This window comes from Pseudonocardia alni (genome assembly GCF_002813375.1).
GTDB lineage: Bacteria > Actinomycetota > Actinomycetes > Mycobacteriales > Pseudonocardiaceae > Pseudonocardia > Pseudonocardia alni.
Window position 1 is genome coordinate 910,997 of sequence record NZ_PHUJ01000003.1, and the last position, 20,176, is coordinate 931,172.

Here is a 20,176-nt window from a genome sequence, read left to right on the forward strand (position 1 = left end):
TGGCCGCTCACACCGTGGCCAGCGCGGCGTAGCGGCCCGCGTCGGCGAGCAGCTCGTCGTGGCTGCCGGACTCGACGATCCGGCCGTGGTCGACGACGGCGATCCGGTCGGCGTCGCGCACGGTCGACAGCCGGTGCGCGATGGTGATCGTCGTGCGGCCGTGGGCCAGCGCGTCGAACGCGGCCTGCACGGCCCGCTCGGTGCGGGTGTCCAGCGCGCTGGTGGCCTCGTCGAGGACCAGCACCTTCGGGTCGCGCAGCAGCGTACGGGCGATGGCGATGCGCTGCTTCTCCCCGCCGGAGAAGCGGTGCCCGCGCGAGCCGACGACGGTGTCGTAGCCGTCCGGCAGGCCGGTGATCAGGTCGTGGACCTGCGCGGCGCGCGCGGCGGCCTCGATCTCGGCGTCGGTGGCGTCCGGACGGGCGTGGCGCAGGTTCTCCCGCACCGTGGCGTGCATCAGGTAGGTGTCCTGCCCGACGACGCCGACGATCCGGGTGAGGTCGGCGGCGGCCATGTCCCGCAGGTCCACGCCGTCGATGGTGACCCGGCCCGCGGTCGGGTCGTGCAGCCGCGCGACCAGTCCCGCCAGGGTGGTCTTGCCGGAGCCGGTCTCGCCGACCAGCGCCAGGGTGGTCCCGGCCGGGACGTCGAGGTCGATCCCGGCGACGGCGGCGGCGTCGCTCCCCGGGTAGGCGAAGGTGACGCCCTCGAGGCGCACGTGCCCGCGGACGCGGTCGTGGTCCACCGCGACCGGGTGCTCGGGCTCCACGACGTCGACGGTCAGGTCCAGGTACTCGAAGATCCGGGCGAACAGCGCCAGCGACGCCACGATCTGGACCCCGACGCTCAGCAGCCCCATGACCGGCCGGAACAGGCCGCCCTGCAGCGCGGTGAATGCGACCAGGGTGCCGATGCTCATCGTCCCGGCCGCGAAGGGCAGGCCGGCGGCGAGGTAGATGACCGCCGGGACGGCGGCGAACACGACCTGGGTGACGGCCATCGTCCAGCGTCCGGCGAGCTGGGAGCGCAGCTCCAGCCCGATCAGCCGCGACGAGGAGTCGGTGAACCGCCGGGTCAGCTCCGGTCCGCTGCCGAGGGTCTTGGACAGGGCGACGCCGTCGACGGACAGGCTCTCCTCGACGGTGACGTTGAGGTCGGCCAGCTCCCGCTGCTGGGCGGCGGTGATCGCGCGGCGGGTGCGGGCGACCCGGCGGGTCAGCAGGATCGCCGGGGGCAGCACGACGAGCGAGACCAGGGTGAGCTGCCAGGACAGCACGAGCATCGCGACCAGCGTCGCGACGGTGGTGGTCAGGTTGGACGCGACCGAGGTCGCGGTGTTCGTGACCACCGACTGCATGCCGCCGATGTCGTTGGTGATGCGCGACTGCACCTCACCGGTGCGGGTGCGGGTGAAGAAGGCCAGGCTCTGGCGCTGCAGGTGGCCGAAGACGCCGGTGCGCAGCCCGTGCATGACCTCCTGGCCGATGCGGGTGGAGATCCAGGTCTGGGCGACGCCGAGTGCCGCGGTGACCGCGGCGACCGCGACCATCCCGCCGGCGAGCCAGGCGAGCAGGGGGACGTCGCGCTGCGGCAGCGCCACGTCGATGACCTCGCGCAGCAGGAACGGCGAGGCCATCCCGACGATCGACGAGGCGACGATCGTCGCGACGACGACCGAGAGCGGGCCCCGGTGCGGGGCGAACAGGGCGCCGATGCGCCGCAGCGAGACCGCGCGGGCCTGTTCCTCCTCCTCCGGGGAGGAGGTGCGGGTGTCGGGCCGGCCGGGCCGGTTCGGGGGTCGGGGGTCCACGGAGTGCTCCTCACAATGCTGTGGTTACCTCACTATGAGGCTGCAACAGCATCACTTGCTAGTCTGTTCCCGTGCCGGACCGGGACCAGACCAGGCCCTCGCGCAGCGACCTCGTCGACGCGTTCTGGTCGGTCGCGCGGTCGCTGCGCCACGCCTCGGCCGAGCGGCTGGCGGGCTGGGGCCTGACCCCGTCGCAGGCGCGGGCGCTCGGCACCCTGGTCCGTCACGGCGAGATGCGACCCGGCGCGCTGGCCGGGCACCTGCACATCACGCCGCGGTCGGCGACCGAGGTCGTCGACGCCCTGGCCGGGCTGGGGATGGTCGAGCGGGCGACCGACCCGGCGGACCGGCGCGCCGTGCTCCTGCGGGTCACCGAGACGGGCGCGGCGACCGCGCGCGACGTGCGCGCCGCCCGGGCCGACGGGGCCGAGGCGCTGTTCGCGCGGCTGTCCGAGGACGACCGCGCCGAGCTGGCCCGGATCCTCGCCGTGCTGCGCGAGGGAGCCGACGAGCACCGCCCCCGATGAGCTCGGCCGCTCGGCCCGGGGCGTGGCGGACCGGGCCCGTCCCGGTCGATCGCGGGCGGTGTGGCCCGGGCGGTCCGGCCACGCATCAGCGACCGGCGGGATCCGTCCGGTCGTCGCCCGCCGGCGTGCGGCCGCGGCGGACCCGCGCCGCCCGCACCAGCGCCCGCACCGCCGTCCCGGCCACCAGGACCACCACCCCGGCCAGCACCGACACCGGCGGCAGCAGCGTCGCGAGCACCACGCAGCCGAGCAGACCGAATCCCGACAGGGCGCGCCGCCACGGCCGGTCGCGGTGCAGGGTGAGCGCCGCGGCGTTGGCGACGGCGTAGTAGAGCAGCACCGCGAAACCGGACAGGCCGATCGCCGTGACCGGGGCCGCGGTGAGCACCAGCAGCAGCACCACGGCGCCGACGGCGAGCTCGGCGCGGTGCGGCACCGCGAACCGTGGGTGGACCGCGGCGAGCGCCCCCGGCAGCTCCCGGTCGCGGGCCATCGCCAGCACCGTGCGCCCGACCCCGGCGACCAGCGCGAGCAACACCCCCGCCGAGGCGAGGGCGCCGCCGAGGCGCACCACCGGCTCAGTCCCGTCTCCGGACGCGGCGGCCAGCGGCGCCGCGGACGCCGCGAGGGCGTCCGGCCCGGCGGACCGCAGCGCGGCGACGGCGACCACCGCGTAGACCACCAGCACGAGACCGAGCGCGAGCGGGATCGCCCGCGGGATCGTGCGGGCGGGGTCGCGGACCTCCTCCCCGAGGGTGGCGATGCGGGCGTACCCGGCGAAGGCGAAGAACAGCAACCCGGCCGCCTGCAGCACCGCGAGCGGACCGGCGCCGGCCCAGCCGTCGAACGGGGAGACGACGGCCGGCCGGGAGAACGCGGCGACGACCACCGCCGCCAGCACGGCGACGGTGCACACGACCAGCAGCCGGGTGACGAGCGCGGTGCGGGTGATGCCGCGCAGGTTGACCGCCACCATCGCGACGACGGCCGCCGCCGCGACCGCGCGGGCGTGTTCCGGCCACGCGTAGGAGCCCAACGTCAGGGCCATCGCGGCGCACGAGGCGGTCTTGCCGGTGACGAACGCCCACCCGGCGAGGAACCCCCAGGTCTCCCCCAGCCGTCGGCGCCCGTACACGTAGGCGCCGCCGGACTCGGGATGGCGGGCGGCGAGCCACGCCGAGGACATCGCGTTCGCCACCGCGACCGCGCCGGCCACGGCGAGTGCGGGCAGCAGGGCGGTCCCGGCGACGGCCGCAGCGGGACCGAACACCGCGAACACCCCGGCGCCGAGCATCGAGCCGATCCCGAGGACGACGGCGTCGCCGGTGCCGAGCCGGCGCTGTGGGGTCGTGTGCACGTGCACAGCCTTCCGCGATGTGGGGCAGGCCGGTCGGCCGGGTACCCGGCGGCTCATGGGACCGACCGCACACGACCGGCCGCTGACGTTCACCATCGGGCGCGAGGAGCTCGTCGTCCGGCAGCGGTACGAGGTGCTCAGCATCGTCAACGACATCCTGGTCGCGCTGTGGTTCGTGATCGGCAGCGTGCTGTTCTTCCACGAGGCCACCACCTACGCGGGGACCTGGCTGTTCCTCGTCGGCTCGATCGAGCTGATGATCCGCCCGCTGATCCGACTCGCGCGCCGGGTGCACCTGCGGCGGATCACCGGGGCGCCGCCGGAGGCGGGCCACGACTTCTGACCCGTCCCGCTCAGCCCGCCCGCCGGGTGTCCCCGAGCAGACCGGGGAGCACCGCGACCCCGTCGACGACGTCGGTCGGCCCCGCCGCGCGGAGCTCGGCGCGGCCCTGCGCCCCGGTGAGCACCGCGACGACCCGCCCGGCCCGGGCGTTGCGGCCGGCCTCGACGTCGAGCACGGTGTCCCCCGCTGTCAGCACGGCCGCCGGGTCGGCGACCCCGGTCAGCGCCATCGCGCGCCGGATCATCGCCGGGTCGGGCCGTCCGGCCGCGACCTCCTCGGCACAGACCACGGCGTCGAGCTGTCCGGTGAAGCGCACGGGGAGCGCGGCCAGCAGCGGGTCGGTGACCTGCCGGTCGAATCCGGTGGTCAGCACCACCGCGATCCCCGCCGCGCGCAGCGCGGCCAGCGCCTCGGGGACCCCGGGCAGCGGACGCGGCGGCGACGCGGCGTAGGCGTCGGCGAGGCGGGCGACGAAGGTGTCGTGCAGGTCCTCGACGCCGCGGGAGTCGGTGACGCCGGTGAGCGCGCCGAGGGCCTCGCGCTTGTCGGCCCCCATCCAGCGGCGGATCGCGACGTCGTCGGCCGGATGTCCGGCGCGGGCGACGACGTCGGCGAGGACCCGGTAGACCGCTCCCCCCTCGTCGACGGTGGTCCCGGCGATGTCCAGTGCGGCGAGGCGGATCACGTGTCACTCCCGAGACGGCGGCGGACCTGCGCGGACAGCTGGTCGACCGCGACGATCAGCACCAGCACGACGAGGATGTGGGTGGCCATCTCGTCGAACCGGAACAGCTGGATGGACTGGTTGATGAGGAACCCGATGCCGCCGGCGCCGACCAGGCCCAGCACCAGCGACGAGCGGACGTTGACGTCGAAGCGGTAGAGCAGCAGCCCCACCAGCTGCGGGGTGACCGACGGCAGCAGCGCGTGCACGGCGACCTGCAGCCGTCCGGCGCCCGCGGAGCGCAGCGCGGTGGGCGGGCCGGGGTCGGCGTCCTCGACGGTCTCGGCCCAGAGCTTGCCCATCACGCCGATGTTGTGCAGGACCAGCGCGAGCACCCCGGGGAACGGGCCGAGCCCGACCGCGGTGACGAAGACCAGTGCGAACACGACGTCGGGCACGGCACGCAGGAACGACAGCACGCCACGGGCGGCCTGGTAGGTGACCGGCCCGGGGGCGGTGCCGCGCGCGGCGGCCAGGGCGAGCGCCAGCGCGAACGGGATCGACAGGGTGGTACCGAGCAGCCCGATCCACAGGGTGACCAGGGCTCCCTGCAGGCTCGGCCCCAACACCGCCCAGGACAGGTCGGGCGGGACCGCCTCGGTGAGGAACTCGGCCATCCCGTCGGCGCCGCCGAGCAGCGTCGCGAACGACATCTCGGTGGCGCGCCAGGCGACCACGTGCACGACGAGCAGCACGACGACGACCGTCGCCGCCAGGGCGAGGGTGCGCGGGTCGCGGCGCCGCGGCGGGACGGGGACGCGGCGGACGTCCGGTGCGGTGGTGCTCACGGTGCGGCCTCCAGTGCGGCCGCCGGCCCGCGGTGGTCGGCGGCGTCGGGGTAGAGCGCGCGGACGTCGCCGCCGGGTGGTCCGTCGAGGACGACGTGCCCGGACCGCAGCCCGACGACGCGGTCGGCGTGCCGGGCGGCGAGGTCGGGCTGGTGCAGGACGGCGAGCACGGCGAGGTGCTCGGTGTGGGCGAGCTCGGCGAGCAGGCCGAGCACCTGCTCGGCGGCGGCCGGGTCGAGCGCGGACACCGGCTCGTCGGCGAGCAGGACCCGGGCGCGCTGGCACAGTGCGCGGGCGACGGCGACCCGCTGCTGCTGCCCGCCGGACAGCGACCCGGCGCGGTCGTGGGCGCGGTCGGCGAGTCCGACGCGGTCGAGGCAGCCCATCGCCTCCTCCCGCAGCGCCCGCGGGAACAGGGACGGGACCAGCGAGGACCGCAGCGGGAGCCGTCCCAGAGCGCCGGCGCAGACGTTGTCGAGCACGGTGCGCCGGGTGACGAGGTGGATCCGCTGGAAGACCAGCGCGACGTCGAGCCGTCCGCGTGGCCGGCCGTCGACGAGCACCCGCCCGAGGTGCGGGGTCAGCCCGGCGGCGGCGCGCAGCAGCGTCGACTTGCCCGAGCCGTTGGCGCCGAGGACGGCGAGCAGCTCCCCGGCGTGGACGTCGACGTCCACGCCGTGGAGGACCTCGCGGTCGCCGTAGCGCACCCGGGCACCGCGCACCTCCAGCAGCGCGCTCACTGGACGTCCTTCTCGGTCAGGCCGAGCGTGCGGGCCAGCTCGAACAGCGGCGCATAGGTGTCGCGGGTCACCGGGACGAGCTTCCCGGGCGGGGTGACGTCGAGCAGCGCGCCGATCTCCCCCACCGCCTGCGGGTCGAGGTTCAGCAGGGCGTCGGTGACGGCGGCCTTGAACGCCGGGTCGAGGTTGCCGCGCACGGTCACCGGGTCGTTGGGGATCGGCGCGGAGGTCCAGACCCGGCGGAACCCCGCCGGGTCGAACGTCCCCGACGCGGTGGCCGAGGCCAGCTGCTGGGAGTTGATCTCGGCGGCGTCGACGGTGCCGTTGGTCAGCGCGAGCAGCGCCTCGGGGTGACCGCCGGCGTAGTCGATCCGGACGTCGGCGGGGGCGAGCCCGGCGTCGAGCAGTGCCGTGCGCGGTAGGGCGTCACCGGAGGTGGAGCCGACCGAGCCCAGGGCGAGGGTGCGGCCGCGGAGCTGGGTCACCGTGGTGACCTCGGAATCGCGCGGCACCCAGATCCCGGCGGTGTAGGCGGACAGCTCCCCGGTCGCGGTGCCGAACGAGGCGACCGGCTCGGCCCCGGCGCGCTCGGAGGCGAAGACGTAGCCGAGCGGGCCGAAGATCCCGATCTCCAGGCGGTCGTTGCGCATGGCGAGGACCTCGGCCGCGTAGTCCTCGGTGACCTGCACCCGGACCGGGCAGCTCAACCGGCGTTCGAGGGCGTCGCCGAGGATCTCCGCGGCGGGCACGAGCTTCGCCGGGTCCTCGAACGGTTCGATGCCCATCCGGATCTGCCCGCCGGGGCAGGTGGGCGACTCGGCGACGGTGGGGCCGGACGGGCCGGCGCAGGCGGTGAGGGCGAGGCTCGCGGCCAGTGCGGCGACGGCGAGCAGGCGGGGGCGGCGCATGGGGGTCTCCCGTTTCAGAGGACGCGGTCGAGCACGGCCGGTGCGAGGCCGAACGCGGTGGTCATGCCGATGCCGGAGGTGACCGCGACGGCGCTCGTCGCCGGTGCGACCGGACGGATCAGGAACTCGCCGGGGGCGTCGGCGTACACGCCCCGCCACCGGCGGACGACGTCGACGCCGGTCCCGAGCAGCGCCCGGGTCTCGGCGAGCAGCAGGTCGTCGAGGGTCTCGTCGGTCCAGGGCTCGGGTGTGCGGTCGTAGTGGTGGGTGTCGCCGACGACGAGGTCGCCGCCGGGCAGCTGGGTGAGCATGTGGTTGACGCCCGCGTCGAGCAGCTCCGGGCGCTCGGTGCGCCAGCGCTCGCGCAGCGCGGCGGCGCCCGCGGTGCCCGACAGGGCCGGGTAGCGCAGCATCGAGCTGCCGGTGAGCACGGCCGGGCCGATCGTGAGCGGGGTGTGCGGGCGGACCTGCAGCATCTGCAGGACGCAGCGCCGCAGGCCCGCGTCGTCGGCGAGGCCGGGGACGAGGCGGTCCAGGTCGTGACCGACGCAGAGGAGGACCCGGTGGGCACGGAACTCCCCGCGCCCGGTGCGGACGACCACCGGGCCGTCGCCGCTCGCGTCCCCGATCCCCCCGGCCCCGGCCCGGGCCTCACCGGCCCCGGCGATGCCGTGCACCGGGCAGCCGAAGTGGATCTCGGCACCGGGCCGGGCCGCGAGCCACGCCGCGATCGCCCCGGCCGCCCGGCGCTGCTCGACCCGCAGGTCACGCGGCAGGAACGCCCCGCCGTGCAGGCCGTCGCGGGCGACCGGGACCCGGTCGACGACCCGCGCCGGGTCGAGCAGCTCGACGTCGTCGCCCCGGGTGGCCGCGAGCTCCTCGAGTGCGGCGCGCTCCTCGGCCGACCGGGCGACGACCACGGTGCCGCACTCGGCGACGCCGAACCCGGCCTCGGCGCCCAGCCGCAGCCAGGTGCCGCGGCCGCGGGTGGCGAGCTCCAGCGCATCGCCGGTCTGGGCGGTGAGGCAACCGTGGCCGAAGTTGCGCACCGAGGCTCCGACGGCGTGGGCGTCACGCTCGAGCACGGTCACGTCCAGGCCGCGCTCGACGGCCTCGACGGCGTGGGCGAGGCCGACGACGCCGGCCCCGACGATCAGGAGATCACTCGTCCGGGTCACGGCGGGGACGGTGCCAGCCGGATGTCCCCGACCGCAATGACTTGTCGATACAAGTCGGGATCTGTTCACCTGCCCGACCTCTGGACGTCGTGCTCAGCGCCCTGGCACTTGTAGAGTCACCAGCCGTGGGGACCCCGTTGCACCGCACACTGGCCGACGAGCTGCGCGCCCGGATCCGCAGCGGCGCGATCGGTGTCGGCGAGGCGCTGCCGTCCGAGGCCGAGCTGTGCCGGGAGTTCTCGGCGTCGCGCGGCCCCGTCCGCCAGGCCCTGGCCGCCCTGCGCGACGAGGGCCTGATCGGCGGCGGGCAGGGCCGGCGCCCGGTGGTGCTGGACGCGGTGCCCGCCCAGCCGTTCGAGTCGTTCCTGTCCTTCACCCGGCGCGCGGAGCTGACCGGCCACGTCCCGGGCCAGCGCCTGCACGAGATCGCACTGCGGCACCCGCCGCCCGCGGTGGCGGCGGCGCTGGGCCTGGAGCCCGAGGACTACGCGGTCCAGCTGATCCGGCTCCGCCTGCTCGACGACCGCCCCGCGATGCTGGAGCGGATGACGTACGTGGAGAAGGTCGGGCGCGCCCTGCTCGACGCCGACCTCAACGCCGGGTCGATCTACGCCCTGCTCACCGGCCAGGGCGTCGACCTGCACGCGGCCCGGCACACCTTCGACGCCGTCGCCGCCGACGAGCTCGACGCGTCCCTGCTCGGCGTCGAGGTCGGACACCCCCTGCTCCGCGAACGGCGGCTGACCTGGGACGCCGCCGGGGACGCCCTCGAGTGGTCGGAGGACCGCTACCGCCCGGACGTCGCGACCGTGACGGTGACGAACACCCGCAGCGGGCGGGGTGGGTTCGCGCGGGAATGAGCGGGCGGGAGCGGGTCCACCCGCGGGTGGGTTGCGACGCGCTCCCGCCGGCGACGGCGGTGCCCGGACCGGGAGTCGCACCGCCGCCACCGTCGCCACCCCTGCCGCCGCCGCTGCCCCTGCCGCTGCCGCTGCCGCTCAGAGGTGCCCCTGTTCTGGACTCGCTTACCGGGTAAGCGAATCGACACACACATCCCCTCCGGAGCCGGGAGAAGGACCGCCCTGCCGCATCGGTTCGTGCGATGGCCCGGCCCGGCGATCGGGAGCGACGTCAGGGACGCACGGCCTGGCGCGGCGCCGCACCCGGCAACCCGGCGGCGGCGAAGGCGTCGTCGAGCGCGTCGAGGGACCACGGGCCACCGGTCAGCTCGGCGAACGGGAACCGCGTGTGCTCCGCGACGAGGAACGCGACCGCGGCGGCGAGGTGGCGGGGGGCGTAGTTGTGCACGCCGACGACCGTGTGCAGCCCGCGGACCAGGCGTTCCGGGTCGAGTCCCACCGCGGGGCCGGGCGAGACCGACCCGGCGAGGACGGCGGTGCCGCCGACGTCGAGCGCGTCGAGGCAGGCGCGCACGGCGGCGGGTGCACCGGACAGCTCCAGCGCGACGTCGAACGCCCGCTCCGGCGGGGTCCCGACCGTGTCCGCTGCGCCGAAGCGACGTGCCCGGGCGCGACGGTCGGCGTGCGGGTCGGCGACCACGACCTCGGCACCCGCGCGGGAGGCCATCGCCGCCGCGGTCACGCCGAGCATGCCCGCACCGGTCACCAGCACCCGCGTTCCCAGGCCCGGCGAGCCCGCGGCGTCGAGGACCGCGGCGACCGTGGCCGTCGCGCACGAGGCGGGTGCGGCGACCTCGTCGGGCACCGCTGGAGGGACGACGACCGTCGCCGTGCCCGGGGCGAGCAGGCAGTGGGTGGCGAACCCGCCGGTCAGCGGACGGGCCTCGTCCAGCGGGGCGTGGCCGTACTTGTGCAGGTCGGCGCATTTCTGCGGGATCCCGCGACGGCAGCGGCGGCACTCCCCGCAGGACGCGGCGACCGAGAAGACGATCCGGTCGCCGGTCCGGACCGGCGCGCCGTCGACGTGGCGCAGGCCCGGCGCCGTCGCGACGACCCGCCCGACCTGCTCGTGCCCGAGCACCCCCGGCACCGGCGACGAGCGATGGCCGCGGGTCGTGTGCAGGTCCGACCCGCACACCGTCGCCAGGTCGACCGCCACCAGGACCTCACCCGGCCCCGGCGCGCCGAGCGCGGTCGTGACCAGGCGGAACGGGGCGCCGACACCGTCCCAGCGGGCGTAGCGGGCGGTCGTCACGGGAGCTGCCATGCCCGCGACGGTCGCACCACCTCGCCGGACCGTCCACCACCCTGTATGGACAAGTTGGTGAACGCACGGCGGCGCGGTTCACCGGCACCGGGCGGGGGTACGCCGTGCGGGCACCGCACGAACGACCCGGAGGCACCCCGATGTCCGACAGCACGCTCAGCAAGGACCCGACCGCGGACCCGGCGGAGCACGAGGCGTACTTCCCGTCGCCGTACTCGCTGGACGCCTACACCGCGCCGAGAACCGACTTCGACGGTCTCGCCACCGAGCGGAACGCCTGGTCCGGCGGCCGCTGGAAGGTGCTCGTGCTGGCCACCGACGAGCGCTACCTGCGCATGGGCAACGGCACCTTCTTCTCCACCGGCAACCACCCGGTGGAGACCCTGCTCCCCCTGCACCACGTCCTGGAGGCCGGGTTCGGCGTCGAGATCGCGACGCTCACCGGCAACCCGGCGAAGTTCGAGTGGTGGGCCTACCCCGGCGAGGACGAGGCGGTCGGCAGCGCCCGCGACACGCTGCTCGCGCAGTGGCGGGCCCCGAAGTCGCTGGCCGAGGTCGTCGAGCGCGAGCTGGGCGAGGACTCGGACTACCTCGCGGTGTTCGTCCCCGGCGGGCACGGTGCGCTGTCCGGGCTGCCGTTCTCCACCGACGTCCGGGACACCCTGGAGTGGGCGATGCGCACCGACCGGCTCGTGGTGTCGCTGTGTCACGGTCCCGCCGCGTTCCTCTCGACCCGCATCGGCCGCGGCCGGTCGGTGTTCGAGGGCTACGAGATGTGCGTGTTCCCCGACGCGCTCGACGCCGGCGCCAACATCGACATCGGCTACCTGCCCGGTGAGATGCCCTGGCTGCTCGGCAAGGCCCTCCAGGACGAGGGCGTCCGTGTCGTCAACGACGACATGACCGGCCGCTGCACCACCGACCGCAACGTCATCACCGGCGACAGCCCGCTGGCCGCGAACGAGCTGGGCAAGCTCACCGCGACCGCGCTGCTGGAGCACGCGCGCCGCCGGGGCTGACCCCGCCCCGGCGCCTCAGGGCGCCGTGCCACCGGCCGCCAGCCGCCACACCCGGTCGCGGCTGAACGGCTGGTGGTACGGCCGCACCCCCAGCGCGCGGCGGATCGCGTTCGCGACCGCGGGCGCGACCGGGTTGTAGGGCGCCTCGCTCATCGACTTCGCGCCGTAGGTGCCGAGCGCGTCGTGGGTGCGGGCGTACCGCACCTCGGTGTCCGGGACGTCGGCCATCTGCGGCACCCGGTAGGTGCGGAACACCGGGTTGAGGACCTCCCCGGACTCCCCCACGTACACCTCCTCGTAGAGCGCGCTGCCCAGCCCCATCGCGGCGCCTCCCTCGACCTGCCCGCGCAGCTGCTCGGGGTTCAGGACGGTGCCGGCGTCGACGGCCTGCACCGAGCGCAGCACACGGACCTCGCCGGTCGCGGTGTCCACCGCGACGCGCACGCCGTGGCAGTTCGCCGTGATCGCCCGCGCGGTGCCGGGCTCCTCCCCCGTGGCCGCCAGCCCCGCGGGCGAGGACGCGGCGGCCAGCACGTCGTCGAGCGTCCACTCGCCGCCGGGCGCCGTGACCCCGGCCGCGTGCAGCTCCCCGCCGCCGGTGACGGTGAGGATCCGCTCCCGCAGCGCGGTCGCCGCGGCGTGCAGTGCCTTGCCCGCCACGGTGGTGCCCGCCGAGGCGAACGCCCCGGTGTCGTAGCCGCAGGCGTCGGTGTCGCCGTGGTGGGCGTCGACGCGGTCCGGGGTCGTGCCGAGCACGATGGCGACGACCTGGCGGTGGGTGGTCGTGGTGCCGTTGCCGAACTCGACGGTGCCGGCGCCGAGCCGGTAGCGCCCGCCGGGCAGCAGCGTCACCGTGGTGGTCGCGGCGTGCCCGAACGGGGCCATCGTCGTCATCATGCCCAGGGCGACACCCTCCCCGACCCGCCATGTCGGGCCGTCGGGGACCGGGTCGCCGGTGCCGTCGGCCAGGGCGTCCTGGACGAGGTCGAGGCACTGGTCCATGCCGTAGCTGGTCCAGTGCAGGTCGTGCTCCGGCTCGCCGTGGTGGGCGACGTGCAGCGGGTCCCCGGCGCGCACCATGGTGCGCCGGCGCAGCTCGAACGGGTCGAGGCCGGTGGCGATCGCGAGCTCGTCCATCGCGGACTCGACGGCGAACATCACCTGGCCCAGGCCGTAGCCGCGGAACGCGCCGCTGGGCACGTTGTGGGTGTAGACGACCTCGGCGTCGAGGCGCTTGACGGGGCAGTTGTAGACGCTGACCGACTCGGCGACGGAGTGGAACAGCACCCCGCGGGAGTGGTTGCCGTAGGCGCCGGTGTCGGACAGGACGTCGAGCTTCATCGCGGTGAGGTGGCCGTCGTCGTCGGCGCCGAGGGTGACCGCGACCCGCATCGGGTGGCGCAGCGCGGTGCGGGTGAACTCCTCGGACCGGGTGAACTCGTGGACGACGGTACGCCCGGTCCGCAGCACCGCGAGCCCGACGAGGTCCTCGGCGAACATCTCCTGCTTGCCGCCGAACCCACCACCGACCCGCGCGGTGTGCACCCGGACCCGGTCCGGGTCGAGTCCGAGGACGCGGGCGAGCTCGCCGCGGGTGAGGAACGGGACCTGGGTGCCCGCCCGCACGACGAGCCTGCCGTCGTCGTCGAGCGAGCCGATCGCGCCGTGGCACTCCAGCTGGGCGTGGGAGACCCGGCTGGTGCGCCAGGTGCCGGTGACGGTGTGCGCGGAGGCGCGCAGAGCGGCGTCGACGTCGCCGCCGTGCCCGCCGTGCAGGGCGAGCACGACGTTGCGCCCGGCGTCGTCGACGCGGTCGGCGGGGGTCCGGTCCGGGTGCACCGACGGCGCACCGGGCCGCCGCGCCGCCTCCGGGTCGAGGACGGCGGGCAGCACCTCGTAGTCGACGGCGACCAGCGCGCAGGCCGCCTCGGCCTGCGCCGGGGTCTGCGCGACGACGGCGGCGACCCGCTGCCCGACGTGGCGGACGACGTCGTCGAGCATCCGGGTGTCGTCGGGGTCGTCGGTGCGGTGCTCGTGCCGGGCGGTGGAGTAGCGCAGGTCCGGCACGTCGTGGTGGGTCAGCACCAGCGCGACGCCCGGCGCGGCTGCGGCCGCGGTGGTGTCGATCGACCGGATGCGGGCGTGGGCGTGCGGGGAGCCGAGGATCCGCAGGTGCAGGGCCCCGGTGAGGTCGGTGTCGAAGGTGAACGGCTCGCTGCCGGTGACGATGCGCTCCGCGGCCGGGGGCCGCGCCGAGCAGCCGACGGTGCCGGCGGTCCCGCCCGTGGCGCGCGGGGTGCAGCCGCCGCGGACGCCGGTCTCGATCGCCTCGCGGATGCTGCGGTAGCCGGTGCAGCGGCACAGGTTGCCCTTCATCCGCCGCGGCAGGTCGTCGAGGTCGTCGGGGGTGAGCGCGGTGGCGGTGACGATCTGGCCGGCCGTGCAGAACCCGCACTGGAACCCGAACTTCTCCACGAACGCGGCCTGGGCCGGGTGCAGCTCCCCGTCCGGCCCGGCCAGCCCGGCGACGGTGGTGACCCGCGCGCCGTCGAGACGCTGGGCGGGGATCAGGCACGAGTGCACGGGCCGGTCGTCGAGCAGGACGGTGCAGGCGCCGCAGTCCCCGGCGTCGCACCCCTTCTTCACCTCGAGGTGCCCGTGCTCGCGCAGGAACGTGCGGGTGCACTGCCCCGGGGCGGGCTCCGCCTCCAGCTCGGTGTCGTTGACGTGCAGTTTCACGACAGCTCCTCCCGGATCTGCTCCAGCAGCACCGCGCTGACCCCGTGGCGCCAGTCCGCGGAACCGAGCGGGTCGGTGTACCAGCCGTCGACGGCGTCGACGTCGGCGCGCAGCCGGTCCGCGTCGGGCACGCCGGCCGGGTAGCGCAGGACGGTGGGCGCCTCGGTCGCGGCGGTGATCACGAACGTGGCGGCGCCGCCGTCGGGTGCGGTGTCGACCCGCCCGGTGAGCACGGCGCCGGAGCGGCCGAGCTCGGCGAGTGCGATCCTGCGGAAGGCGGTGCGGGCGCGGAGTGCGGCGCCGGGCAGCTCGACCGCGCGCAGGACCTCGCCGGGACGCAGCGCGGTGGTGCCGTTGCCGGTGACGAGCGACGCGACCGGGGCGCGGTACTCCTCGCCGTCGGGGGTCCAGACGACGGCGAGCCCGTCGAGCGTCGCGGCGAGGGCGACCATCCCGGCGGCGGCGTAGGCGCGGCACACGTTCCCGCCGACGGTCGCGGTGTGCCAGATCTTCCACGACGCGAGCAGGGCGTGCGCGCACTCGGCGAACAGCGGGGTCCCGGTGCGCTCGCCGTACGCGGCGAGGTCGGCGATCGGGCAGGTCGCGGCCACCGACAGGCCGCCGTCGGGCAGGTCGGAGAGGGGCTCCCAGCCCATCGTGGTGAGGTCGACCAGGCCGGTGACGGCGGGCTGCGGCTCGGAGAACAGCCACGTCCCGCCGGCGAGGATCCGCTCCCCCGGCGCCAGCGCCAGGTCGGCGCGCTCGCGGGCGCGCCGGAACCCGGTGACGGTGTGCAGGTCCATCCGCTCACCCCGCCTTGGCCACGAGGGCGCGGTGCACGGCGGCGCACTCGGCGGCGACGGCGTCGGTGTCGACGGTGAGCACGGTGTCCCGTTCGACGACCGGGCGGCCGTGCACGAGCAGCAGTTCCAGCGGCGGCGGGGTGCCCAGGACGAGGGCGGCGACCGGGTCGGCGACGTCGCGGTGCCGGAACCCGTCGAGCCGCCACAGGGCGAGGTCGGCGAGCTTGCCGGTCTCGATCGACCCGATCTCGTCCTCGCGACCGAGCACCCTGGCACCGCCGAGCGTGCCGAGCTCGAGGGCCTCGCGCACCGACAGGGCGCGGGGGCCGCCCGCGGCGCGGGCGAACAGGACAGCGTGCTTGACGTCCTCCAGCAGGTGGGTGCCCTCGTTGGAGGCGGCGCCGTCGACACCGATCCCGACCCGGGCGCCCGCGTCGACGAGGTCGCGGACCCGCGCGATGCCCGCGCCGAGCCGGCCGTTGGAGGTGGGGCAGTGCGCGACGCCGGTGCCGGTCGCACCGATCGTCTTCACCGCGTCGTCGTCGAGGTGCACGGTGTGGGCGAACCACACGTCGGGCCCGGTCCAGCCCAGGTCGGCGACGTACTCGGTGGGGGTGGCGCCGAAGCGCTCCCGGCAGTACGCCTCCTCGTCGTCGGTCTCGGCGAGGTGGGTGTGCAGCCGTACCCCGAGCTCGCGGGCCAGCGTCGCGGAGTCGCGCATCAGCTCCGGCGTCACCGAGAACGGCGAGCACGGGGCCAGCGCGATCCGCAGCATCGACCCCGGCGACGGGTCGTGCCAGCGGGCGACGGCGTCGGCGGACGCGGCGAGGATCTCGTCGCGGTCGGAGACGACGTGGTCCGGCGGCAGCCCGCCCGCGCTGCGCCCGAGGTCCATCGAGCCGCGGGTCGGGTGGAACCGCAGCCCCACCTGCTGCGCGGCGCGGATCTCGGCGCCGAGCACGTCCCCGCCCTCGCGGGGGAAGACGTAGTGGTGGTCGGTCGTGGTGGTGCAGCCCGACAACGCGAGCGCGGACAGCGCGCCGGTGGCGCCGGTGTGCACGGCGTGCTCGTCGATGCCCGCCCACACCGGGTACAGCGTGGTCAGCCACTCGAACAGCGTGTGGTCGACGGCGAGCCCGCGGGTCACCCACTGGTAGAGGTGGTGGTGGGTGTTGACCAGGCCCGGGGTGAGCAGGCAGCCGCGGGCGTCGACCCGGCGGTCGTAGGACCCCGCCGGGGCGGGACCGGGCCCGACGCCCGCGATCCGTTCCCCCTCGACGACGACGTGCCCGCCGGGGATCTCCTCCCCGGTGACGGTGACGACGTGGGCACCTTCGATGGCGGTCCGGTGTGCGGTCCGGCCGGCGCTCGGCTGCTGCATGGACCCAGTGCACCGCGCGCCGGTCACCGGGAGAAGGCACCGCCGTGACGAATCGGGATCCCCCGCGGCGCACCGAGTTGTAGGTTTCTCCCATGCTGCTCTCGGAGCTCGTCGCACGCCCGGAGCTGCGGCTGCGGGTCCTGCACGGCTCGGCGGCCGACCTGGACCGGTCCGTGCGATGGGTCTACCCGACCGACCTGCCCGACCCGTCGCGCTACCTGGGCGGCGGTGAGCTGGTCGTGTCCGGCCTGGTGTGGCGGCGGACGCCCGCGGACTCGGAGCGGTTCGTCGCGGCGGTCGCGCGGTCCGGTGCGGCGGCGCTGGTGGCCGGGGAGGCCGTGTTCGGCGACATCCCGGCCGACGTCGTCGACGCCTGCCGCCGCCACGACCTCGTGCTGGTCGCGGTGCCGGTGGACGTGTCGTTCGGCGCGGTGACCGAGGCGGTGATCGGGGCGCTGTCCGCGGCCCGCGGGGACCGGCTCGCCCACACCCTGGGCCGGCACCGGCGGCTGCTCGCCGCGTTCGCCGGCGGCGCGGAGCTGGCCGAGCTCGCCGCAGCGGTGTCGGCGGGCACCGGCCTGGTCTGCCGGGTGCTGACCGCGGCGGGCGGCCTGCTCGCCGGTCCGGCCCTGCCCGAGGCCGAGCGCGACGCCGTCGTCGCCGGGTTCCTGACCGCGGGCCGGTTGCCGGTGACCGTCCCGGCCGGGCCGGCGGGTGCGGCGCACCTGGTGGTGCCCGCGGCACCGGGGACGGCCCGGGCCACCGGCTGGCTGGTCGCGGCGCAGCTGCCGCCGGGCACGGCGCAGGCGGGGACCGACGCCGTCGACGCCGTCGGCGAGCTGGCCGCGATCGCCGCGCTGGACCGGTCCCGGCGCCGGGAGGGTGCTGCGGTGGCCCGCCCGATCGCCGACGACGCGCTGGCCCGGATCGCCGCCGACACCGGGGACCGCCCCGAGACCCGGGTGCGGCTGCGCCAGGCCGGGGTCGAGCCGGACGGGACCCTCGCCGTGGTCGTGCTGCGCGCCTCGGGCGTCGCGGACCCGGCCGACACCGCGCACACCGTGCTGCTCGACGCGCTGGTCGGCACCGGCCCGGCCGCGGTCGGCGTGCAGGGCGGCGACGCGGTCGCCGTCGTCGCGGTGCCCGGGGCCCGGGACGCCCCGGACCCGGTGGAACAGGTGCTCGCCGCGGTGCACCGGCTCGGACCGGGCCTGGCCGGCGGACGGCTCTCGGCCGGGGTGTCGCGGCCGTCGGCGGCGGACGCGCTGTCCGGTGCACTCGCCGAGGCCGGGCACGCCGCGGGGCTGGCGGCGGCCCGGTCCGGCCCGGTGACCTCGGTGCGGGCCGGGGAGATCACCTCGCACGTCGCGCTGCTGGCCGGGGTCCCCGACGACGTGCGGCGCGGCTTCGCCGCCCAGGTCCTCGGCCCGGTGCTCGACCACGACGCGCGGTCGGGCACCGGGCTGCTGGAGACCCTGGGGGTCTTCCTCGACGAGTCCGGGTCGTGGAACCGGACCGCGGCCCGGCTGCACCTGCACGTCAACACCGTCCGGTACCGGATCGGCCGGGTGGCGGAGCTGACCGGGCGCGACCCGTCGTCGTTCGCCGACCGCGTCGACCTCTACCTGGCGCTGCGCTCGCGCTGACGGCGGCTCAGCCGGACACGAGGTCGTCGAAGCGGTGCCCGGCGACGGTCGCGACGGCGACGAGCGCCGCCGCGTGCTCCTGCGCCGGCGGGTGGGTGAGCCGGCGCCGCGCGGTCGCGAGCAGGGCGCCGCGGTCCCCGGCGTCGCGCAGGCACACGATCAGCGGGAACCCGAACCGCTCCCGGTAGGCCGCGGCGAGCCGGCCGAGCTCGGCGCGGTCGTCGCCGTCGAGCAGGGCCAGACCGGCCCGGTCGCGCAGTGCCGCCGCGCCGGCGCCCGTGGTCGCGGTGCCCCCGTCGCGGGCGGACGCCGGCGCGGCGGAGCCGGTGCCCACCAGACCGCCCAGATCGGGGTAGTGGCCCATCAGCGCCCGCTGCTCCTCGGGCGGCGCGGCGAACAGCTCGTCCTGCACCGCGGCGCGCAGCGCCGTGGCGTCGGTGAAGGGGCCGCGGGCGTGCACCCGCCCGGGCACCGCGGTCGGGCCCTCGAACAGCCGCCCGAGGACCGCGGCGAACTCCCCGGCGTCGGCGCCGGCGAGCCGGTCGAAGGTCACGGTGTCCCCGCCGGCCGTCGCGGGGGCGGCGCCGCGGCGGCGCCCGGTGTGGAAGAACAGCAGGTTGAGCCCGATCGCGACGACGCTGCCCGCGGTGATCCCGGAGCCGAGCACGATGCCCGCCCACTGTGGCAGAGCCTGCGCCACGTCCGGCTGCACGGTCACGAACAGCGCGACCCCGAGCCCGGACCCGACCACGACGACGTTGCGGTGGTCGCGGAAGTCGACCCGCGACAGCGTCTGGATCCCGACGACGGCGACGGTCGCGAACATCGCCAGCGCCGCCCCGCCCAGCACCGGGTGCGGCACGGCCGCGACCAGCGCCCCGGCCTTCGGCACCAGCCCGATGAGGATCATGAAACCGCCCGCGGCGGCGACCACCCAGCGGCTGGAGACCCGGGTGAGCCGGACGAGGCCGACGTTCTCGGCGAAGCAGGTGTAGGGGAAGGAGTTGAGGACACCGCCCAGGGTGGTGGCGGCGCCGTCGGCGCGCAGGGCGCGGGCGACGTCGTCCGGCCCGACCTTCTTGTCCACGATCTCGCCGGTGGCGATCACGTCACCGGTCGTCTCGACCGCGGTGATCATCATGACGACGATCATCGACAGGATCGCGGCGAGCGAGAACTGCGGCCAGCCGAAGTGGAACGGCGTGGTGACCCCGACCCAGTCCGACTCCCCCACCGCGGACAGGTCGACCAGACCGAACGGCACCGCGGCCAGCGTCCCGAGCACGAGCCCGGCGAGCACCGCGACGGTGGCGAGGAAACCGCGGAACAGCCGCTGGATCAGCACGATCACCGCGAGCGTGCCGAGGGCGAGCCCGAGGTACAGCGGGTTCCCGGGGTCGGGGGCGTTCGCGCCGCCGACGGCGTCGGTCGCGGCGACCGGCAGCAGCGCCAGCCCGATCACGGTGATCACCGTGCCGGTGACGACCGGCGGGAAGAAGCGCAGCAGCCGCGCGACGTAGGGCGCGGCGAGGAAGGTCACCAGCCCGGCGACGATCACCGCGCCGTAGATGGTGGTGAGCCCGGCGGTGCCACCACCCGCGGCCAGCCCGATCGCGATCATCGGCGAGACCGCGGTGAACGTGACGCCCTGCAGCAGCGGCAGCCGCACCCCGATCCGGCCGATCCCGACCGACTGCAGGATCGAGGCGATGCCGCAGGTGAACAGGTCGGCGTTGATCAGGTGGATGAGCTGGCGCTCGTCGAGACCGATGGCGTTGGCGAGCAGGATCGGCACGACGACGGCGCCGGCGTAGAACGCCAGCACGTGCTGCATGCCGTAGACGGCGAGCCGTCCGGCGGGCGGCACCCGGTCGACCGGGTGGACGGGGCGGGCGGGATCGGTGGTTCGGCTGGTGGATCGGCGCAGGCGCATCGGTGACCTCGATGGGAGCCGGAGGGTGTGACGGGGCAGGGCGCGCGGAGGGGGCCGGATTGCGACCTGCATCACCATGCGCCCGGGCCGGGA

General features: G+C 75.9%; 17 protein-coding genes. 5 read left to right on the forward strand and 12 right to left on the reverse strand.

The window, feature by feature from the left end; translation table 11 throughout:
- Nucleotides 1-7: 7 nt before the first annotated feature.
- The gene (locus ATL51_RS05425) at nucleotides 8-1,810 is read right to left on the reverse strand and encodes an ABC transporter ATP-binding protein (protein ID WP_100877871.1); all 1,803 of its coding nucleotides are present in this window, start codon (nucleotides 1,808-1,810) and stop codon (nucleotides 8-10) included.
- Nucleotides 1,811-1,881: 71 nt separating this feature from the next.
- Between ATL51_RS05425 and ATL51_RS05430 the strand changes: the two genes are divergently transcribed.
- Nucleotides 1,882-2,337 (forward strand): MarR family winged helix-turn-helix transcriptional regulator, encoded by a 456-nt coding sequence (locus tag ATL51_RS05430; RefSeq protein WP_073575015.1) that lies wholly within the window; start codon nucleotides 1,882-1,884, stop codon nucleotides 2,335-2,337.
- 85 nt (nucleotides 2,338-2,422) lie between these two features.
- On the opposite strand, the gene ATL51_RS05435 is transcribed toward ATL51_RS05430, so the two are convergent.
- Nucleotides 2,423-3,694, reverse strand: coding sequence for an APC family permease (locus tag ATL51_RS05435; protein WP_301548903.1), 1,272 nt, complete (start codon nucleotides 3,692-3,694; stop codon nucleotides 2,423-2,425).
- Nucleotides 3,695-3,749: 55 nt separating this feature from the next.
- Between ATL51_RS05435 and ATL51_RS05440 the strand changes: the two genes are divergently transcribed.
- On the forward strand, nucleotides 3,750-4,037 hold the full coding sequence (locus ATL51_RS05440) for a YrhK family protein (protein WP_100877873.1): 288 nt from the start codon (nucleotides 3,750-3,752) through the stop codon (nucleotides 4,035-4,037).
- Nucleotides 4,038-4,047: 10 nt separating this feature from the next.
- Here the strand turns inward: ATL51_RS05440 and ATL51_RS05445 are convergent, their stop codons facing one another.
- The 5 genes from ATL51_RS05445 to ATL51_RS05465 are packed head-to-tail and all read right to left on the reverse strand — an operon-like array spanning nucleotide 4,048 to nucleotide 8,375.
- Complete coding sequence (locus ATL51_RS05445; protein WP_100877874.1) at nucleotides 4,048-4,722, reverse strand: phosphonatase-like hydrolase; 675 nt, start codon at nucleotides 4,720-4,722, stop codon at nucleotides 4,048-4,050.
- The gene (phnE, locus tag ATL51_RS05450) at nucleotides 4,719-5,549 is read right to left on the reverse strand and encodes a phosphonate ABC transporter, permease protein PhnE (protein ID WP_100877875.1); all 831 of its coding nucleotides are present in this window, start codon (nucleotides 5,547-5,549) and stop codon (nucleotides 4,719-4,721) included. The genes ATL51_RS05445 and phnE overlap by 4 nt, the downstream gene beginning before the upstream one ends.
- Nucleotides 5,546-6,289 (reverse strand): phosphonate ABC transporter ATP-binding protein, encoded by a 744-nt coding sequence (locus tag ATL51_RS05455; RefSeq protein WP_208622924.1) that lies wholly within the window; start codon nucleotides 6,287-6,289, stop codon nucleotides 5,546-5,548. The genes phnE and ATL51_RS05455 overlap by 4 nt, the downstream gene beginning before the upstream one ends.
- The gene (locus tag ATL51_RS05460; RefSeq protein ID WP_100877876.1) at nucleotides 6,286-7,197 is read right to left on the reverse strand and encodes a phosphate/phosphite/phosphonate ABC transporter substrate-binding protein; all 912 of its coding nucleotides are present in this window, start codon (nucleotides 7,195-7,197) and stop codon (nucleotides 6,286-6,288) included. The genes ATL51_RS05455 and ATL51_RS05460 overlap by 4 nt, the downstream gene beginning before the upstream one ends.
- Before the next feature lie 14 nt (nucleotides 7,198-7,211).
- Nucleotides 7,212-8,375 (reverse strand): TIGR03364 family FAD-dependent oxidoreductase, encoded by a 1,164-nt coding sequence (locus ATL51_RS05465; RefSeq protein WP_392567357.1) that lies wholly within the window; start codon nucleotides 8,373-8,375, stop codon nucleotides 7,212-7,214.
- A gap of 125 nt (nucleotides 8,376-8,500) precedes the next feature.
- On the opposite strand from ATL51_RS05465, the gene ATL51_RS05470 reads away from it, so the two are divergent.
- Nucleotides 8,501-9,235: a GntR family transcriptional regulator gene (locus ATL51_RS05470; RefSeq protein ID WP_208622925.1), complete on the forward strand. Its 735-nt coding sequence runs from the start codon at nucleotides 8,501-8,503 to the stop codon at nucleotides 9,233-9,235.
- A 271-nt stretch (nucleotides 9,236-9,506) separates the two neighbouring features.
- Here the strand turns inward: ATL51_RS05470 and ATL51_RS05480 are convergent, their stop codons facing one another.
- Nucleotides 9,507-10,562, reverse strand: a complete 1,056-nt coding sequence (locus tag ATL51_RS05480) for an alcohol dehydrogenase catalytic domain-containing protein (protein WP_100877877.1) — start codon at nucleotides 10,560-10,562, stop codon at nucleotides 9,507-9,509.
- Nucleotides 10,563-10,702: 140 nt separating this feature from the next.
- Between ATL51_RS05480 and hchA the strand changes: the two genes are divergently transcribed.
- Complete coding sequence (gene hchA / locus ATL51_RS05485) at nucleotides 10,703-11,581, forward strand: glyoxalase III HchA (RefSeq protein WP_100877878.1); 879 nt, start codon at nucleotides 10,703-10,705, stop codon at nucleotides 11,579-11,581.
- Between the two features lie 15 nt (nucleotides 11,582-11,596).
- Here hchA and ATL51_RS05490 read toward each other — a convergent pair whose 3' ends face one another.
- The 3 genes from ATL51_RS05490 to ATL51_RS05500 are packed head-to-tail and all read right to left on the reverse strand — an operon-like array spanning nucleotide 11,597 to nucleotide 16,504.
- Nucleotides 11,597-14,320, reverse strand: a complete 2,724-nt coding sequence (locus ATL51_RS05490) for a molybdopterin-dependent oxidoreductase (protein ID WP_100877879.1) — start codon at nucleotides 14,318-14,320, stop codon at nucleotides 11,597-11,599.
- Nucleotides 14,317-15,123, reverse strand: coding sequence for an FAD binding domain-containing protein (locus tag ATL51_RS05495; protein WP_100877880.1), 807 nt, complete (start codon nucleotides 15,121-15,123; stop codon nucleotides 14,317-14,319). The genes ATL51_RS05490 and ATL51_RS05495 overlap by 4 nt, the downstream gene beginning before the upstream one ends.
- Nucleotides 15,124-15,127: 4 nt before the next feature.
- Complete coding sequence (locus ATL51_RS05500; protein WP_100877881.1) at nucleotides 15,128-16,504, reverse strand: 8-oxoguanine deaminase; 1,377 nt, start codon at nucleotides 16,502-16,504, stop codon at nucleotides 15,128-15,130.
- 92 nt (nucleotides 16,505-16,596) lie between these two features.
- On the opposite strand from ATL51_RS05500, the gene ATL51_RS05505 reads away from it, so the two are divergent.
- Nucleotides 16,597-18,150, forward strand: coding sequence for a PucR family transcriptional regulator (locus ATL51_RS05505; RefSeq protein WP_100877882.1), 1,554 nt, complete (start codon nucleotides 16,597-16,599; stop codon nucleotides 18,148-18,150).
- A gap of 7 nt (nucleotides 18,151-18,157) precedes the next feature.
- Here ATL51_RS05505 and ATL51_RS05510 read toward each other — a convergent pair whose 3' ends face one another.
- The gene (locus tag ATL51_RS05510) at nucleotides 18,158-20,083 is read right to left on the reverse strand and encodes a solute carrier family 23 protein (protein ID WP_100877883.1); all 1,926 of its coding nucleotides are present in this window, start codon (nucleotides 20,081-20,083) and stop codon (nucleotides 18,158-18,160) included.
- Between the last annotated feature and the right edge of the window lie 93 nt (nucleotides 20,084-20,176).

What these genes read in the sequence shown, in the direction of transcription:
- ATL51_RS05510 (WP_100877883.1), bottom strand. Translation starts at nt 20,083, where the DNA reads ATGCGCCTGCGCCGATCCACCAGCCGAACCACCGATCCCGCCCGCCCC.
- ATL51_RS05460 (WP_100877876.1), bottom strand. Translation starts at nt 7,197, where the DNA reads ATGCGCCGCCCCCGCCTGCTCGCCGTCGCCGCACTGGCCGCGAGCCTC.
- ATL51_RS05500 (WP_100877881.1), bottom strand. Translation starts at nt 16,504, where the DNA reads ATGCAGCAGCCGAGCGCCGGCCGGACCGCACACCGGACCGCCATCGAA.
- ATL51_RS05440 (WP_100877873.1), top strand. Translation starts at nt 3,750, where the DNA reads ATGGGACCGACCGCACACGACCGGCCGCTGACGTTCACCATCGGGCGC.
- ATL51_RS05505 (WP_100877882.1), top strand. Translation starts at nt 16,597, where the DNA reads ATGCTGCTCTCGGAGCTCGTCGCACGCCCGGAGCTGCGGCTGCGGGTC.
- hchA (WP_100877878.1), top strand. Translation starts at nt 10,703, where the DNA reads ATGTCCGACAGCACGCTCAGCAAGGACCCGACCGCGGACCCGGCGGAG.
- ATL51_RS05495 (WP_100877880.1), bottom strand. Translation starts at nt 15,123, where the DNA reads ATGGACCTGCACACCGTCACCGGGTTCCGGCGCGCCCGCGAGCGCGCC.
- ATL51_RS05480 (WP_100877877.1), bottom strand. Translation starts at nt 10,562, where the DNA reads ATGGCAGCTCCCGTGACGACCGCCCGCTACGCCCGCTGGGACGGTGTC.